Genomic DNA, 16,868 nt, shown 5'->3' on the forward strand with positions numbered 1-16,868 from the left:
GCGGGTGCCTGTTTTATGGGCAACCTCGCCGCGCACGCTGTTCTCCCGCAAAGGCGGGAGCCCAGGGTTACGAACGGTGCCGTTTGTGGTCCTGGGCCCCCGCTTTCGCGGGGGAACGGTTAGCGTAAGCGATCCGAGTGTGTCGAACTCAGTGGCGGAAGTGGCGCATGCCGGTGAAGACCATCGCGAGGCCGGCTTCGTCCGCCGCTGCGATGACGTCCGCATCGCGGATCGAGCCGCCGGGCTGGATCACCGCGGTCGCGCCGGCCTCTACCGCCGCGAGCAACCCATCTGCGAACGGGAAGAACGCATCCGACGCGACCGCCGAGCCGATCGTGCGCGGGGTCGACCAGCCGGCCTTTTCCGCCGCGTCCTTCGCCTTCCACGCGGCGATGCGCGCGGATTCGAGGCGGTTCATCTGGCCCGCGCCGATCCCGGCGGTGCTGCCGTCCTTGGCATAGACGATTGCGTTGGACTTGGTGTGCTTGGCGACGGTCCAGGCGAAGCGGCAGTCGAGGAGTTCCTGCTCGGTCGGCTGGCGCTTGGTGACAACGGTCAGCTCGCCGGGCGTGCCGTTGTCGCGGCCCTGGACGAGCCAGCCGCCGGCGATCGACTTGGCGGTGATGCCCGCGCGCGCCGGATCGGGAAGCTCGCCGGTAAGCAGCAGGCGGAGGTTCTTCTTGGCGGCGAACAGCGCGATCGCCTCCTCGTCGGCATCGGGGGCGACGACGACTTCGGTGAAAATGCCGGTGATCGCGCGCGCGGTCTCGGCGTCGAGCGTGCGGTTGACGGCGATGATGCCGCCGAATGCCGACACCGTGTCACAGGCGAACGCCGCGGCATAAGCGTCGGCGAGCGTGGCGCCGGTGGCGACGCCGCAGGGGTTGGCGTGCTTGACGATCACGACCGAGGGCGCGGCGTCGCGGAACTCAGCGATCAGTTCGAGCGCCGCGTCGGCGTCGTTGAGGTTGTTGTAGCTGAGCGCCTTGCCCTGGAGCTGGCGGGCCTGGCCGATGCCGCTGACGTTGCCGGTTGCGGTGTAGAAGGCGGCGGACTGGTGCGGGTTCTCGCCGTAGCGGAGCGTGTCGCCGCGCTTGAGCGTGATCGGTAGCGTGGCGGGGAATTCCTCGGCCTGATCGACGGTGCCGAACCAGGTCGCGATCGCCGAATCATAGGCGGCGGTGGTGGCGAAGGCCTTTGCTGCGAGTTTCTTACGGTCTTCGAGCGTCGTCGTGCCGCCCGAGACGAGCGCATAGTCGGCGGGGTCGGTGACGATCGCGACATAGGCGTGGTTCTTGGCGGCCGAGCGCACCATGCTGGGGCCGCCGATGTCGATGTTCTCGATCACGGTGTCGCGGTCGGCGCCCTTCGCGACGGTCGCCTCGAACGGGTAGAGGTTGACGATGACGAGGTCGATCGCGCCGATCTTGTGCTCGGCCATCGAGGCGGCGTGGCGGGCGTCGTCGCGGACCGCGAGCAGGCCGCCGTGGACCATCGGGTGGAGCGTCTTGACCCGGCCGTCCATCATTTCGGGGAAGCCGGTGAGTTCGCTGACGTCGCGCACCGTGAGGCCAGCGGCGCGGAGCGCGGTGGCGGTGCCGCCGGTGGAGACGAGTTCTACGCCGTGGCTGGCCAGCGCCTTACCGAGATCGACGATCCCGGCCTTGTCGGAGACGGACAGGAGCGCGCGCTTGATCGGGATGCTGGTCATGAGGGTCTTTCGTGGTCCGGGTGGTCGCCGTGCGGCGGTGCCTTAGCGTTGGTTGACGCCCGGGAACAGGGGGGCAGGTCACGCACGAATGCCGCCATCCCGCGCCATTCCGAACAATGGCACCTCCCCGGCGAAGGCCGGGGTCCAGTTGGGGGACGTTGCTAACCGGTGACGGCGCTCCGTTATTGCCACCTTTCCAACTGGGCCCCGGCCTCCGCCGGGGTGGTGCGTTAATCCAGGTGGTGTGGCTGTCAGGCCTTTTTCAGTGCCCAGCTCACACTCGCGCCGCCGGCCGCCGCTTCACCCGTGATCATTAGTTGTTGCGTCGCGACCGGGCGGCCGTCGGCGTCGATCCAGACGCTGTTCTCGACCACCAGGGCGCCGCCGCGGCAGCGGAATTGCCAAAAGGGACCGCCCGGGAGGCGGAGGATCGCGCCCAAGCCGTCGGCTGTGGGGGAAACCTGGACGCCTTCGCCGAGGTGGAAGCGGATCGCGAACAGCGACAACCCCGCCCGGCGTTTGCGGCCCTGCGGCAACAGCGCGTCCTCGCCGCGGAGTTCGCGGCCGTCGCCGGTCAGCATCAGCTGGCGGCGGTGGAGGAAGCCCCAGCGGCGGACATAGCCGTCGTGGCTCGCCTCGATCCGGCTGGCGGCGTCCGATTCCTGGCGGCTGAGCTCGACTTCACCCACGCCGCGGCCGAGCGTGCCGTCGGCGAGGATCGCGGTCGAGTTGCTGTCGGCGATCGTCAGCGTGGAATGGGCGGCAGTCGAGCGCAAACCCTCGACCATCGCGGGCGGCAGTTGCGCGATGCCCGCGCGGGCGCCGCCGCAGTTGACGACGATCCGCGCCGGGCCATCGGAGAACTCGAACGCGAGCGTCGAGGCGCAGCCGCCTTCAACGAGGCGGGCGATCGGCGGCGGGGCGGCATCGACGATCAGCACTGCGGTGCCGGCGGCGAGGCGCTGATAGCCCCAGTCGCGCGCCTGGCGGAGCGGACGCGTGCGGACACCGCTGGCTTCGATGACCGCGGCGACCTGCGTTTCGCTGGCCGGCCCACCGCCCTGCCAGCTCGACAGGCCGCGATCAGCGTGCGCGACACCGAGCAGGGCCGCGACCATCCGGGTGAGCGTGACCGCGACCGTCTCGGGGAGTTCGGCGCTGCGGGCGGCGTAGCTTTCCTGGAGGAGCGTGAGCAGCTGGATCGAATCGAGCAGCATCGCCGGGCTGCGCGAGACCGAGCCGCCGTCGTCGAACAGGCCGGTGCCGAGCGCGCGGAGGAGGCCGGCTTCACCGAAGGCCTGGCGGGGCTCGCCGCCGGGGATGAGGAGTCCGGCCGCGACGACTCCGCACCACGCGGCGATGCGCGGCGCCCCCGCCGGCGCCTTGTCGGCATTGCGATCGAGGTGGAGTGCGCCCTTGGCGAGCGCGTTGAGCACCTTCGAGCGGTAGATCTGGTCGGACGACGACAGGATCAGCGGCGCGTGTGCGGTCCAGGCGAGGATCCGGCGGCCCCACATGTCCGGGCGCCACGCGATCCCGCCTTGCGTGTCGGCGTGCGCGGTCAGCCAGAGCCCCACGAGGTATTCGGCGATCGGTGCGCCCCGCGCGCGGGTCGCGACGGTCGAGAGGTCGCGTAGCCACGCGAAACTGTGGAGGTATTCTGCGAACGACTTGGGGAGCGGCTTCGAAAGGTCGAGCGTCTCGATATCGCGCGCTTCACCGCGGAACGAGAGGACGCCTTCGAGCAGCATCGTGCCGCGCGCAATGTCGCCGAGGATGGGATCGTCGGGGACCGCAATCAGCTTCAGCGGGTAGCGGCCCTTGAGGCGCAGCGTGTGGAGCGGGGTGCGCCACGTCAGGCGGTGGAAGCGCTCGGCCAGCCGATCGGCAAGCGACAACCCCTTGTCGCCGCCGAGACGGATGAGGCGGCGGCCTTCGTCGATCCCGTCGGGGGCGGGATCGGTCACGGGATCACGCGGTTCGTTCACCCCCGCAACGCGGCAATGTTGGCGGCGTATTGCGATGGTCCGCCGCGGAATACCGAGGTGCCGGCGACCAGTGCGTCGGCGCCTGCCTCAATGCAGCGTTTCGCCCATTCCGCGTCGACGCCGCCATCGACTTCGAGATCGATCGCGCGGCCGCTCTTTTCGATCATCGTTCGGATCGCCGAGATCTTCTTGAGCTGGCTCGGGATGAAGCTCTGGCCGCCAAAGCCGGGGTTGACGCTCATCACCAGCACGAGGTCGACCATGTCCATGAGGTAGTCGAGCATCTTTGCCGGCGTGCCGGGGCAGATCACCACGCCGGCGCGCTTGCCGAGGCCCTTGATGTGCTGGAGCGAGCGGTGGATGTGCGGGCCGGCTTCGTAATGCACGGTGATGCAGTCGGCGCCGGCCTCCGCGAACGCGTCGAGATATGCGTCGACGGGGGAGATCATCAGGTGGACGTCGAACGGTTTGGTGGTGATGCCGCGGACCGACTTCATGACCGCGGGGCCGAACGAGATGTTGGGAACGAAATGCCCGTCCATCACGTCGATGTGGATCCAGTCGGCGCCGGCCGCGTCGATGGCGCGGACTTCCTCGCCGAGTTTCGAGAAGTCGGCGGAGAGGATCGAGGGGGCGATGCGGACGGGTTGCATAAATATGTCCTAGCGCGGGATTGCGGTGGTGCGAAGTCTTTCAATCCTCCCCCGCAAGGGGGAGGTGTCGCCGAAGGTGACGGAGGGGGAGGACACGAAACGTCGGTTACCCTTTCCTCCCCCTCCGTCTGGCAAGTGCCAGCCACCTCCCCCTGGCAGGCAAGGATTTATTAGGCGCGCTTCAGTCTCGCAATGAAGAAGCCGTCGCAGCCGCCTTGGTCGGCGAGCATGCCGGGAAGCGTACGGATCGTGCCGGTTTCCGTTGGCGTGATGCCGGCGGGGAGTTCGGACTGGTCGACCGGGGCGATCGAATAGTCGCTGCGGGCGGCGAGGAACGCGTCGAGTTGCGCCTCGCCTTCTGATGGCTCCAGCGAGCAGGTGGCGTACACCAACGTGCCGCCGGGCTTCACCCAGTCCGCCGCCCTTGCGAAGATCCGCGCCTGCAACGCAGCGGTTTCGGCGATGATCGAGGGGCGGACGCGATGGAGGACGTCGGGGTGGCGGCGGAAGATGCCCGTCGCACTGCACGGCGCGTCGATCAGGATCGCGTCGGCGGGCTCGGTCGGCGCCCATTCGAGGATGTCGGCGTTGACGACCTCTGCCTTCAGATGCGTGCGGTAGAGGTTCTCGCGGAGGCGCTTGATCCGGCTTTGCGAATTGTCGACCGAGGTGACGGTCCAGCCTGCGCTCGCGAGTTGCAGAGTCTTGCCGCCGGGGGCCGCGCAGAGATCGAGGACATGGCCCTCCCCTTTCCCCAGCAGGCGCGCGGGGAGCGAGGCGGCGATGTCCTGCACCCACCAGGCGCCGTCGCCGAAGCCGGCCATGTCGGGGACGGAGTCGTGGTCGCCCAAGCGGAGATGGCCGGGCATGAAACTCTCGCCACCGAGTTTCTCGCGCCAGCCTTCGGTCTCGGACGGGTCGGCGATCGTCAGGTCGAGCGGCGGCACCTGCGCGATCGCGCGGCCGGCGGCGTCGACCATCTCCTCGCCCCACGCGGCTTCCCAGCGCAGTTCGACGGGTGCTGGCAGCGTCGGCACCTCGGGGAGGAGCATGTTGGCGCGGAACAGCGTGCCGAACACGCCGTGGACGAGTTTGCGCGGACCGCCGTCGACCAGCGGCAGCACGGTCGAGATCGCGGCGTGCGAGGGCGTGCCGAGGATCAACACCTGGACGAGCGCGATCCGCAACGCCATCCGCGCCTTCGCATCGTCGGGCAGGTTGGTCTTGGTGACCGAATCGATCATCGCGTCGAGATCGGGGAGGCGGCGCAGCGTCTCGGCGGCGATCGCATGCGCGAGGCCGCGATCGGGGCCGTGGATCGCGCGTGTAGCGGCCGGCAGTGCGGATTCGAGCGACTCGCCGCGGCGCAGCACGGCGTCTAGCAGGCGGAGTGCTGCACGGCGGGTGGGGACGCCGAGCGGCTCGGGGGCGTGGGTATAGTCGGGCATTTGAAGGTCCTTCGCGTTCGGTTTGCCGCGCGGCTGTTGTGGCAAAGCGGCGCGACAGGGCCCATGTGGCGGTTACGACGCCAACACGCAATCCGGAGAGCCGCGATGGGCCAGCGCCCCGATCACGTTAAGCCACCAGAATATCTCGCGAAGAATACGCCGGTCCCGAAACCCGAGGCGATCGTGCCGGACAAGGACCCCGAGCCGCGCGATCCTACGCGCTATGGCGATTGGGAGTTGAAGGGCATGGCGATCGATTTCTGAGGGTCGATCGCCCGAGAGACGTCAGTCTTTAGGGTCGGTTTTCGGGAAGAAATGCTCGACGACGCTGTTCGCCAGCCGCGACGGGCGGAGCGTCTCGGCATCGAGGCAGCACCAGCTCGACTTCACCTCGGCGAGCACATCCTCGCCGCGCTTGATGATCGTCTCGTAGAATGCCCGCGCACCCTGGACCTTCTCGAGCAGGACCGTCGCGATGACGTCGTCGTCGAGGAACGCCGGTTTCCGATACGTGATCTCGTGTTTCAGCGCGACCCAGAGGTGCCCGGCCACCGCTTCGGCAGGCGCGAGACGCTGCCAATGATCGATCACCGCGGCCTGTACCCACTTCAGATAGTTCGCGTTGTTGACGTGACCCATGAAGTCGATGTCGGCCGGCTCGATGCCGATGGCGTAGGTATGGGGGAGCGCTGTGGACACGCCATCCATATAGCATGCGAACCTGAACATAGCGATGACGGCGGCGCTTCGATACCGACAATAAACGCTATTCCAGATGCCTCGCGCTCGCCCTAGCATCCGACCTGCGTCCGCCTCTTGTGTTGCCCAAATACAACACCATCTTTCGGCCAACACCGAACCAATCCCACAGGAATTCGTCATGAACATCGACAAATTCACCGACCGCACGAAGGGCTTCCTGCAATCCGCGCAGACCGTCGCCATCCGCATGAACCACCAGCGCATCGCCCCCGAGCATCTGTTGAAGGCGCTGCTGGAAGACGAGCAGGGCATGGCCGCCGGGCTGATCAAGGCGGCGGGCGGCGACGCCAAGCGTGCGACCTCCGAGACCGATCTCGCGCTCGCGAAGATTCCGGTCGTGTCGGGCTCGGGCGCACAGACCACGCCGGGGATCGACAACGACGCGGTGCGCGTGCTCGACCAGGCCGAGCAGATCGCGACCAAGGCGGGCGACAGCTTCGTCACCGTCGAGCGGCTGCTGGTCGCGCTCGCGCTGTCGCTCAACACTGCGGCGGGCAAGGCGTTGAAGGCCGGCGGCGTGACGCCCGAGGGGCTGAACACCGCGATCAACGGCCTGCGCCAGGGCCGCACCGCCGACACCGCGGGCGCCGAGGACCGCTATGACGCACTGAAGAAGTTCGCGCGCGATCTCACCCAGGCGGCACGTGACGGCAAGCTCGATCCCGTCATCGGTCGCGACGAGGAAATCCGTCGCACGATCCAGATCCTCGCGCGCCGGACCAAGAACAACCCCGCGCTGATCGGCGAACCCGGCGTCGGCAAGACCGCGATCGTGGAAGGGCTAGCCCTGCGGATCGCCAATGGCGACGTGCCCGATACGCTCAAGGACCGGCGGCTGATGTCGCTCGATCTCGGCTCGCTGATCGCCGGCGCGAAATACCGCGGCGAGTTCGAGGAGCGGCTGAAAGGCGTGCTAGACGAGGTGAAGGCCGCCGAGGGCGACATCATCCTGTTCATCGACGAGATGCATCAGCTGATCGGCGCGGGCAAATCCGAAGGCGCGATGGACGCGGGCAATCTGCTCAAGCCCGCCCTCGCGCGTGGCGAGCTGCACTGCGTCGGCGCGACCACGCTCGACGAATATCGCAAGTACGTCGAGAAGGACCCCGCGTTGCAGCGGCGGTTCCAGCCCGTCATGGTCGGCGAACCGACCGTCGAGGACACGATCTCTATCCTGCGCGGGCTGAAGGAGAAGTACGAGCTGCATCACGGCGTGCGGATCACCGACGGCGCAATCGTCGCCGCGTCGACGCTGTCGAACCGCTACATCACCGATCGATTCCTGCCCGACAAGGCGATCGACCTGATGGACGAAGCCGCGAGCCGCATCCGCATGGAGGTGGAGTCGAAGCCCGAGGCGATCGAGAATCTCGACCGGCGGATCATCCAGCTCAAGATCGAACGCGAGGCGTTGAAGCGCGAGACCGACGACGCATCGGTCGACCGGCTCGACACGCTGGAGGGCGAACTCGTCAACCTGGAGGAGCAATCCGCCGAGCTGACGACGCGCTGGAAGGGCGAGAAGGACAAGATCAATGCCGAGGCCCGGCTGAAGGAACAGCTCGATGCCGCGCGGCTGGAGCTGGAGCAGGCGCAGCGCTCGGGCGATCTCGCCAAGGCGGGCGAGCTTTCCTACGGCACGATTCCGGGGTTGCAGCGCCAGCTCGACGAGGCGGCGGGGGCGACCGAGGGCGCGATGCTGCGCGAGGAAGTGACCGCGGACGACATCGCGGGCGTCGTTAGTCGCTGGACCGGCATTCCGGTCGAGCGGATGCTGCAGGGCGAGCGCGACAAGCTGCTCGCGATGGAGGCGACGATCGGCAAACGCGTGATCGGCCAGGCGCATGCGGTGAAGGCGGTCTCGACCGCGGTGCGGCGTGCGCGCGCGGGGTTGCAGGATCCGAACCGGCCTTTGGGGTCGTTCCTATTCCTCGGGCCGACCGGCGTCGGCAAGACCGAGCTGACCAAGGCGCTCGCGGAGTTCCTGTTCGACGATCCGAGCGCAATGGTCCGCATCGACATGAGCGAGTTCATGGAGAAGCACGCGGTCGCGCGGCTGATCGGCGCGCCTCCGGGCTATGTCGGCTATGAGGAGGGCGGCGTGCTGACCGAGGCGGTGCGCAGGCGGCCGTACCAGGTCATCCTGTTCGACGAGGTCGAGAAGGCACACGGCGACGTGTTCAACGTGCTGCTGCAGGTGCTCGACGACGGGCGGCTGACCGACGGCCAGGGGCGCACGGTGGATTTCAGCAACACGCTGATCATCCTGACGAGCAACCTTGGCAGCCAGTATCTAGCCAACATGGCGGAGGGCGACGACGTCTCGTCGGTCGAGCCGCAGGTGATGGAGATCGTCCGCTCGCACTTCCGGCCGGAGTTCCTCAACCGGCTCGACGAAGTGATCCTGTTCCACCGCCTCGGCCAGTCGCATATGGCACCGATCGTCGACATCCAGGTGTCGCGCGTCGACAAGCTGCTCGCCGACCGCAAGATCGTCCTCGACCTGACCGATGCTGCGAGAGCGTGGCTTGGCCGGGTAGGCTATGATCCAGTGTACGGCGCTCGTCCGCTGAAGCGTGCGGTCCAGCGCTATCTGCAGGACCCGCTCGCCGACATGATCCTGCGCGGCGAGGTGAAGGACGGGTCGACCGTCAAGGTCGACGAGGGCGACGGGAAGCTGGTGCTCCAGGTCGCCTGAACGCAAAAAGGGCGACTTCCGCGAGGAAGCCGCCCTTTTTACGATTTAGCGATGTGCGTTAGAACGTGAAGTTCGCACCGGCGCGGAAGGTACGGCCGATGACGCCGGCATAATGCCAGGTCGGCAAATAGTTCGTGCCGGAATACGAAGCCGGTGCGATCGGCGCCTTCTCGTTGGTGAAGTTGCCGACATTGAAGTTGAACGAGAACTTGTCGTTCACGGCAACGGCGACGTTCAGATCGGCGTAGATGAAGCGCTTGACGTTACAGAACTTCGTACCGGTGGCGTAGAGGTTGCCGTCGAGGTCGGGATCATCCGAGCAGGTCAGCGGCGTACCCTCGTCGGCAGCCACTGCCTTGATCTTCGACACATAATAGGTCGTCGCGCTGATCGACAGTGCTCCGAACTCCAGCGTGTTCTGCCAGTTGCCGCGCCACTTCGGCGTACCCGCGCCCGACGACAGCTCGTATGGTCCGAGCGTACCGGCGAACTTCTGGATCACGCCGTCGCCATTGTCCTGGTTGTACTTCAGGACGCGGGTCACGTCGGCCCGGCTGACGAAGCGGATGTCGTCGGTCAGCGGAATGTTGGCGTTCAGGCCGAAATCGAGCCCCTCTGTCTTGACGCTCGCCGCGTTCACATAGGGCGCATTGATGATCAGCACGCGGGGGATCGCAGTCGGAAACAGCGGATCGATCGCGTCGACCGCCGACACCGTATAGCCGGTCGGCAGCGGCTGCCCGGCGTAATAGGCAGCACGAGCGGCGCCGGCGTTCGGGCCGGTCACGATCACGTCGCTCTTCTTGATGTTGTAGTAATCGACCGTGAAGCTCAGCCACGGCAGCGGCTGGACGACCGTACCCGCGGTGAAGCTGCGCGACTTCTCAGGCTTCAGATCGGGGTTGCCGCTAAAGCCCGAGCCGAGGCTGTAGGACTGCGCATACGGGTTCGTGTTCGGCGTGAGACCCGAGTTCGCAGGAGGGTTGATCAAACCGCCATGCGCAAGCTGGAAGCTGGTCGGCGGCGTGTAGGTGACGAAACCGGCAAAGCTGCTGAGCGGGTTGTTCTCGGCGAACGTCGGTGCACGGAAGCCCTGCGAATAGGTACCGCGGATCGCGAGTTCCTTGATCGGCGTGAACTTCGCGCCGACCTTCGGCGAGAAGCGTCCGAACCCTTCCGAATAGTGATCGTAACGGCCCGACGCGTTGATCTCGAGCTGCGTCAGCACCGGTGCGCTGATTTCGAAATACGCCGCCGAAACGGTGTGCTTGCCGAATGCTGCCGAGGTGTTGGCGTAACGATCGAGGTTGGCGTTCAGGCTGTTATTCTCTTCGACCTCGTGACGCACCTGCCCACCGACGGCGAGCTGGAGCGGACCACCCGGAAGCTGGAACAATGCCTTGCTGATCGACCCGTCGAGCGACACCATCGAGGTGTGCGACCCTACCGTGTAGGTCGGCGAGACCAGCGCGCGTGTTGCGGCGCTGTTCTGGCTTGGATCCATGAAGTTGTACGCGCCGGTGTTGATCGCCTGCTTCAGGCCGGCGATGTTGATCACACCGAACGACGTGATGTTGAGGTTGTCCTTCGCGCCGACCGCGTCGACCTGCCAGTTCCAGCCGTCGCCGAAATCGCCATGCAGGCCGGCGGCACCGCGGATGACTTCGTTGGTGCGGCTCGTCCCGACGGGGATGTCGCCGAACAGATAATAGATGCGGGCAGCGCTGGTGAGTTCACCCGCCATTGCAAACGGGTTGTTCGGGTTCACGCGACGATCCGTCGCAGTGGCGCAATTCAGCCCCGACGAGCAGACATAGACCGGCAGGACGATGCCCGGGTTGCTCGACGCAAGCGACGGTGCGGCACCATAGGGTTGGGTCTGGCGGATCGATGCCGGCGCCCGTGCGATATCCACGCGGCTGTTGGAATAGCTGCCGGTGACATAGCCTTCGATGTTGTCGCTCAAGCGGACGCTGAGACGACCCGAGACGTTGTACCGCTCTTGCTTCGGCTGGATCTGGGCGAATTCATACGTGTTGTCGTGACGGCAACCCGTGCCGCCCGCCGCGCCTGCGACCGTGTAGGTGCCCCCGGCGCAATTGGACAGGTTCAGCGTCTGATACTGTCCGGTTGCGACCGTGCCACCAGCGAACGGGTTGTTCGGATCCGTCTGGGTCGTGCGGCGGACGACGGCGTTGACGGTCGCGGTCGTCAGCGAACTATCGGCGGCGTTGCCGTCGAGCCCTCCGATCGAGCTCAGATCGAGCGTGTTGAACGGAAACGCGCGATCCTTCGCGGCGATCGCCGAATCGCGCTGATATTCGCCGTTGACGTAGAAGTTCCAACCGGTCGAGGCGTAGTCGCCAAAGCCGGCGGTCAGGTTGGCACGGTAGCGGCTGCCGTCGCCATGCTCGCTCACGCCGCCTTCGGCCGTGCCGGCAACGCCGACGAATTGCTTCTTCATGATGACGTTGACCACGCCACCGATCGCGTCGGCGCCATAGGTTGCCGATGCGCCATCCTTCAGCACTTCGATCCGCTCGACCGCGCTGAACGGGATCGAATTGAGATCGACATAGGCGTTGTGGCCATCGTCGTTGAGCGGGAAGTTGGTCGAACGCAGGCCATCGATCAACACCAGCGTCGACGACACGCCCAGACCGCGCAGCGACACCGCCGCACCACCGGCCGAGAAGCCGTTCTGGAACCCGGTCGAGATCGACCCGGCGCCATCGGCCGAGATCGACCGCACCGCGTCGTTGATGTTGGTGATGCCTGCCCGCGTGAGGTTCTCGGTCGTCAGCACGGTGACGGGCGACGGCGTCTCGGTATCGGTACGACGAAACCGCGAACCGGTGACGACGATGTCCTGAGCTGGCGAATCGGCAGAGGCCTTGTCAGCGGTTTGTACCGGAAGCGGCGCGGTCGTGGCAGCCGTTGCGTCAGGAGTTGTCGTCGCGTCCTGAGCGAACCCCGAAGTCGTCGACATGATGAACGCCAGCGGCGTTGCAGCGGCGAGAAGCATTGCCCTGGACTTAAAGCAAGATGTTGTGATCACGAACAATTCCCCAAATAGACCCGACACGGTCGTTTTGACGATCCGTATCGGTCATGGCCTACCCCTACCTGCCGAAACGTACGGTGATGCAAGGCAATGACAGAGGCATGCGAGCCTCCCGATTTCGAGTAAAGACGCCGTGACTTGAAATTGTAACTTTCGGAAACCTTGTGCCGAAAAGGACACACAATATGACATATCTGTTAGATTTGGTCGATTGTACGACTGTTATGCGTCGTCGTAGTCACCTGCCCGCTGCCATCGGTAATCATGCTATTTCCGTCTGAATAGAGTCTATTCGATGCGGTCCTGTGGACCCGCGCCGCCGTATGGACGGAGGCCGGCTGGTGCGGCGCTCACCGACCTCAACGCGCTCGCCAGAATTACCAAACGCCGTTCGGACCTCGTCGTCGCCCTCAACGAGACGCTGCGCGAGGACGGCTTCATTAAAGCTATACGCCGCCATCCAACCGCGACGGCATCGTCGTGCCGCTGGTCCGGGGAAAAATCGGGCAGGACGCGGCTTGGCCGGCGCGAAGGTAAAACTGCTCCGCACGCTGAACTTATCGAGCTAGATCTGACGAGCAAGCGATCGATCGTTTCAGCGATATGCTGCGTCAAAGATGCGGGGCGACAGCAGCGCTCTCCGGTCCGCCTACTTCAAAATGTTGATCGATTCAGCAAGTGCGTCGAAGCGGGAGACCATGCTCTCCGGTCCGGCCTCATGCCTTGAAAACGGTGTCGCTGCAGGACGTTCCGTCAAAAACGGTACACTGCCCGCCTTCGATCAGTAATGGTGCCCCCAACGGACAAAGCTGAGCACTCAGATCATTGGATAATTTCGGTCAGTCGTCAGCGATGTAAGCATAGACGCTGGGTTATGCGGCCTTGAGATGCCCTCGAGTCCAAGTACCGCCGTTCAGCCCCTTGCATCGCGCAAAGCTTCCAATGCCGCCAGCTTGACCGGGTCGTCAACTGCAAGAGCCTCTTCAAGATAGTAGCCATAAGATATGTTGCACACCACCTCTTGTGCCTCGCCACTATATCCTTTCGCTATGATCGGGAACGCGTTCACGAGTTCACGGAGAAACCCCTTGTCCATCTCTTGAAGATGACTAGCCAAGGCTTCCATCATCTTCACGGCGGTGTCAGGGTTAAGTTCCTCGTCGCCGGTTAGCTCGAGGAACACGGCATACTCCGCGATGATTTCTGCAACCTGCATAGCGATCATGGCTTCACAACCTTTACGTGGATGTTGGTGATGCTCATCTGCTTGAGCAGTTTCAGTGCCTTGGTTTTCTCGACAGGCGTGGGAACCTCCCACGCCCCGATCAGACGGTGTTGTGCCAATACCTCCGACTGCCGCAAAATCTGGGCCCGCGAGCGAGGCCTGTTTACGACAGACCATTTTCGGTCGATCATATAATCGCCCTGAATGCCGTCAAACTTCACCGGCCGCTTCGAACCGTCGGCCATCGTCCGCATCAACGTTGGCGCCTGACCGGCGCGCGCGCCGGGCGCCGAATCGTTATAGGACTTCCAGGGCTTTTTTGACTTTGTCGTTTCCTTGACCCAGCCGATTTGCGGCGGGTCAAAGGTTATACGCGGCCTCGCGATAGGGAGTCGGCGCAATGCGGCAGCCTTGGAGAGCGCCGCCCCCGGCGCTACCGCCAGTGCAACGTTCCCAGCAACCTTTCCTGTGGCGCGACCGATGTCCCGCGCCGAGGCGTTGGCGACGGCGCTTGCCGCACGGGAGACCTGGATATGGGCCGGGGTATCCTCAGCAGCGATTGCGGTGTCGATCACGGCCGCGACGCCACGGCCGGCGTTGCGCACGGTCGTTACCGGATTTGTTGTCAGCGCAGCATGGACTCCCGCCACGGCTCCTTCCCCAACATCATAAAGTCCCTGACCGACGCCACCGACGAATTCGGCGACGGAGTTCGGCTGATCACCGGGCCGCGATCCCGGGATGCGCGTGGACTGCACCTTGGCCGACCTGCGCTCTACCGATTTCGGGTCGGCGCCCGTGAGCGGTCGGGCGCGCGGCGTTTCAGCCTTTGACGGTGTTGCGGTCCGCGACGTATGACCATCCCCGAGGCTTGGAGCGCGACCGCTCCGAGAACGCGCACGATCGTTTCGGGCGCTAGTCGTATCGGTTTGGGTCGATCCATCATGGCGCCCCGCGCCTGCAAATGTAAACCGGCCGTCCGCCGGATCATGCCACGGATTAAATTTGAGTTCGATACCGTCGGGACCTAGCGCCGATGGCACCGTGCCCGTCCGCAGCCACCGTGAAAATGCGGTCCGCTTACTGGTGCCTGATGTCTGGACCATGCCATCCCCCGCCTATTGCTGCGGTGAGAACATCTGAGCAACATTATCCTACAAGTCAAGCACGACGCGAGCGGATCTTGAGATCCGCCTCGTCCGAACGCGCTCCTGTAGTATGGTGCCCGGAAGAGGACTCGAACCTCCACGACCTTGCGATCGCCAGCACCTGAAGCTGGTGCGTCTACCAATTCCGCCATCCGGGCACTGGGTAGGAGGGCGCCTCTAGTGGAGGGTCCCGATGCTTGTCAACACGCCTCTTGCTGGGGCAAGGGGTTATTCGTGATTGGCAGGCAAAACAAAGTGGACGGACGCGCGATGAACGACAAACTGGTGACGCTGATCGGGGGTGGCGGTTTCGTCGGCCGCTATGTCGCACAGGCGCTGCTGGCGACGGGCGCACGCGTCCGTATCGCACAGCGCGATCCGCGGCAGGCGTTCTTCCTGAAGCCGCTCGGCGGGCTCGGCCAGACGCAGTTCATCGGTGCCGACGTCACCAAGCCCGAGACGGTCGCGCATGCGGTGCAAGGCTCTGACGTGGTGGTGAACCTGGTCGGCGTGCTCGCGGGCGATTTCCAGCGCGTCCAGGCACTCGGCGCGCAGACGGTGGCGCAAGCTGCGGCGAAGGCCGGCGTCGGTGCGCTCGTGCACGTCTCGGCTATCGGCGCCGATCCCGCCTCCGCTTCGGCCTACGGCAAGTCCAAGGGACAGGGCGAGGCAGCGGTGCTCGAGGCGTTCCCGAACGCGACCATCCTGCGGCCGTCGATCGTGTTCGGCCAGGAAGACCAGTTCGTGAACCGCTTTGCCGGGATGATCGCCAAGGTGCCGGTCGTGCCGGTGCTGCGCGCGGGCGCGAAGTTCCAGCCCGTATTCGTCGGCAACGTGGCGGATGCGGTGGTCGCAGCGGCGTCCGATCCCGAGACGTTCGGCGGCCGGACGCTGGAGCTCGGCGGGCCCGACATCATCACGATGGGCAACCTCATCCGCTGGATCGCCAAGACGATCGGCCGCAATCCTTCGATCGTCGAGCTGCCGGACTTTGCCGGCGCGCTGATCGCCAAGGGCGGCTTCCTGCCGGGTGCGCCGATCACCAAGGATCAGTGGACGATGCTGCAGAGCGACAATATCGTCACCGGAACCGATGGCCTCGCCGCGTTCGGGATCGAGGCGACGCCGCTGTCGACGGTCGCGCCGGGCTGGCTGGTACGCTTTCGCAAGGCTGGACGGTTCGGCCGGCGCGCCGAAACGCGTGCGGAAGTTCACGCAGGCTGATACTGCACGTGCTAAGCCTGCCCTGACACCCGCGCCTTTTTTGAAACCCGCGACGCCGGAGCGCCTGCTTGACCGAACTTCTCACCGTCATCCTCCTCGGCATCGTCGAAGGGATCACCGAATTCCTTCCCGTCTCGTCGACCGGGCATCTCATTCTCGCGACACGGCTGCTCGGCTATGACGCGGGGCGTTGGGAGGTTTTCAACGTCGTGATCCAGCTCGGCGCGATCCTCGCGATCGTCGTCCTCTATTGGCGGACGTTCTGGGCGGTCGGCATGGGGCTGTTGAAGCGTGAGCCGAAATCCTGGCTGTTCCTGCGCAACCTGGTGGTCGCGTTCATCCCGGCAGCCGTCATCGGCCTCGCGCTGCACAAGTATATCGAGGCGCTGCTCGGGAATGCGGAGGTCGTTGCGATCGCGCTGATCGTCGGTGGCTTCGCGATCCTCGCGGTCGAGCGGTTCGCCCCACGCAGCGACATCAGCGGCGTTGCGGACATCCCGCTGAAGACGGTGATCGGTATCGGTTTCCTTCAGTGCCTTGCGATGGTCCCCGGCGTCAGCCGCTCTGGCGCGACGATCCTTGGTGCGTTGGCTCTGGGTGTCGAGCGGCGCACGGCGGCAGAGTTCAGCTTCTTTCTCGCGATCCCGACGATGCTGGGGGCAAGCGCGCTCGAACTGCTGAAGAACCGCGATGCGATCGCGAGCGGCAGCGGTGTCGGGCTTGGCGCGATCGCGATCGGCGCTGCGGTGTCGTTCGTCGTGGCGCTGCTGGTGGTGAAGTGGTTCGTCGGGATCGTCACCAAGCACGGGTTCGTGCCTTTTGCTTGGTACCGGGTAGCTGCCGGCTCGGCCGCGTTGGTCTGGCTGCTGAGCAAGTAGGTCCGGTTCGGTATCAACAAGGCTTGTTGAGAATTGTTCTTAGATAAATTTACTGATTTTATCGATTAA

At 65.2% G+C, this 16,868-nt stretch carries 12 protein-coding genes and 1 tRNA gene; 4 read left to right on the forward strand and 9 right to left on the reverse strand.

What is annotated here, in order from left to right:
- Positions 1–148: 148 nt before the first annotated feature.
- The 4 genes from purH to IFT67_RS10475 all read right to left on the reverse strand — a co-directional run bounded on the left by purH (position 149) and on the right by IFT67_RS10475 (position 5,800).
- On the reverse strand, positions 149–1,711 hold the full coding sequence (gene purH / locus IFT67_RS10460) for a bifunctional phosphoribosylaminoimidazolecarboxamide formyltransferase/IMP cyclohydrolase (RefSeq protein ID WP_192238269.1): 1,563 nt from the start codon (positions 1,709–1,711) through the stop codon (positions 149–151).
- Positions 1,712–1,962: 251 nt separating this feature from the next.
- Complete coding sequence (locus tag IFT67_RS10465; protein ID WP_342450604.1) at positions 1,963–3,678, reverse strand: heparinase II/III family protein; 1,716 nt, start codon at positions 3,676–3,678, stop codon at positions 1,963–1,965.
- Between the two features lie 17 nt (positions 3,679–3,695).
- Positions 3,696–4,352, reverse strand: a complete 657-nt coding sequence (gene rpe / locus IFT67_RS10470; RefSeq protein WP_192238270.1) for a ribulose-phosphate 3-epimerase — start codon at positions 4,350–4,352, stop codon at positions 3,696–3,698.
- Positions 4,353–4,522: 170 nt separating this feature from the next.
- Positions 4,523–5,800: an RsmB/NOP family class I SAM-dependent RNA methyltransferase gene (locus IFT67_RS10475; protein ID WP_192238271.1), complete on the reverse strand. Its 1,278-nt coding sequence runs from the start codon at positions 5,798–5,800 to the stop codon at positions 4,523–4,525.
- Between the two features lie 105 nt (positions 5,801–5,905).
- On the opposite strand from IFT67_RS10475, the gene IFT67_RS10480 reads away from it, so the two are divergent.
- Positions 5,906–6,064 carry a DUF1674 domain-containing protein gene (locus IFT67_RS10480; RefSeq protein WP_107963485.1) on the forward strand — a complete coding sequence of 53 codons (159 nt, stop codon included), beginning with the start codon at positions 5,906–5,908 and terminating at the stop codon, positions 6,062–6,064.
- Positions 6,065–6,085: 21 nt separating this feature from the next.
- Here IFT67_RS10480 and IFT67_RS10485 read toward each other — a convergent pair whose 3' ends face one another.
- Positions 6,086–6,499 carry an acyl-CoA thioesterase gene (locus IFT67_RS10485; protein WP_056064733.1) on the reverse strand — a complete coding sequence of 138 codons (414 nt, stop codon included), beginning with the start codon at positions 6,497–6,499 and terminating at the stop codon, positions 6,086–6,088.
- A gap of 181 nt (positions 6,500–6,680) precedes the next feature.
- On the opposite strand from IFT67_RS10485, the gene clpB reads away from it, so the two are divergent.
- A complete protein-coding gene (gene clpB, locus IFT67_RS10490) occupies positions 6,681–9,260 on the forward strand; it encodes an ATP-dependent chaperone ClpB (protein WP_192238272.1) in 2,580 nt (859 codons plus the stop codon).
- A gap of 58 nt (positions 9,261–9,318) precedes the next feature.
- Here clpB and IFT67_RS10495 read toward each other — a convergent pair whose 3' ends face one another.
- The 4 genes from IFT67_RS10495 to IFT67_RS10510 form a co-directional block, all read right to left on the reverse strand.
- Positions 9,319–12,285 carry a TonB-dependent receptor plug domain-containing protein gene (locus IFT67_RS10495; protein WP_197983027.1) on the reverse strand — a complete coding sequence of 989 codons (2,967 nt, stop codon included), beginning with the start codon at positions 12,283–12,285 and terminating at the stop codon, positions 9,319–9,321.
- A gap of 952 nt (positions 12,286–13,237) precedes the next feature.
- Positions 13,238–13,549, reverse strand: coding sequence for a hypothetical protein (locus tag IFT67_RS10500; protein ID WP_192238273.1), 312 nt, complete (start codon positions 13,547–13,549; stop codon positions 13,238–13,240).
- Positions 13,546–14,307, reverse strand: coding sequence for a hypothetical protein (locus tag IFT67_RS10505; protein ID WP_192238274.1), 762 nt, complete (start codon positions 14,305–14,307; stop codon positions 13,546–13,548). Before IFT67_RS10505 ends, IFT67_RS10500 begins: the two co-directional genes overlap by 4 nt.
- Positions 14,308–14,768: 461 nt before the next feature.
- A tRNA-Leu gene (locus IFT67_RS10510) sits at positions 14,769–14,855 on the reverse strand.
- A 112-nt stretch (positions 14,856–14,967) separates the two neighbouring features.
- Between IFT67_RS10510 and IFT67_RS10515 the strand changes: the two genes are divergently transcribed.
- Both IFT67_RS10515 and IFT67_RS10520 read left to right on the forward strand, forming a co-directional pair.
- Positions 14,968–15,921, forward strand: coding sequence for a complex I NDUFA9 subunit family protein (locus tag IFT67_RS10515; protein ID WP_192238275.1), 954 nt, complete (start codon positions 14,968–14,970; stop codon positions 15,919–15,921).
- A gap of 68 nt (positions 15,922–15,989) precedes the next feature.
- Positions 15,990–16,799 (forward strand): undecaprenyl-diphosphate phosphatase, encoded by an 810-nt coding sequence (locus IFT67_RS10520; RefSeq protein WP_192238276.1) that lies wholly within the window; start codon positions 15,990–15,992, stop codon positions 16,797–16,799.
- Positions 16,800–16,868 lie beyond the last annotated feature (69 nt).

The organism is Sphingomonas sp. CFBP 13728 (assembly GCF_014841895.1).
Taxonomy (GTDB): Bacteria; Pseudomonadota; Alphaproteobacteria; order Sphingomonadales; family Sphingomonadaceae; genus Sphingomonas.

Bases quoted from the DNA above. Each gene is read 5' to 3' on its own strand.
- purH (WP_192238269.1), bottom strand. From the start codon at position 1,711: ATGACCAGCATCCCGATCAAGCGCGCGCTCCTGTCCGTCTCCGACAAG.
- rpe (WP_192238270.1), bottom strand. From the start codon at position 4,352: ATGCAACCCGTCCGCATCGCCCCCTCGATCCTCTCCGCCGACTTCTCG.
- IFT67_RS10475 (WP_192238271.1), bottom strand. From the start codon at position 5,800: ATGCCCGACTATACCCACGCCCCCGAGCCGCTCGGCGTCCCCACCCGC.
- IFT67_RS10480 (WP_107963485.1), top strand. From the start codon at position 5,906: ATGGGCCAGCGCCCCGATCACGTTAAGCCACCAGAATATCTCGCGAAG.
- clpB (WP_192238272.1), top strand. From the start codon at position 6,681: ATGAACATCGACAAATTCACCGACCGCACGAAGGGCTTCCTGCAATCC.
- IFT67_RS10495 (WP_197983027.1), bottom strand. From the start codon at position 12,285: ATGCTTCTCGCCGCTGCAACGCCGCTGGCGTTCATCATGTCGACGACT.
- IFT67_RS10500 (WP_192238273.1), bottom strand. From the start codon at position 13,549: ATGATCGCTATGCAGGTTGCAGAAATCATCGCGGAGTATGCCGTGTTC.
- IFT67_RS10515 (WP_192238275.1), top strand. From the start codon at position 14,968: ATGAACGACAAACTGGTGACGCTGATCGGGGGTGGCGGTTTCGTCGGC.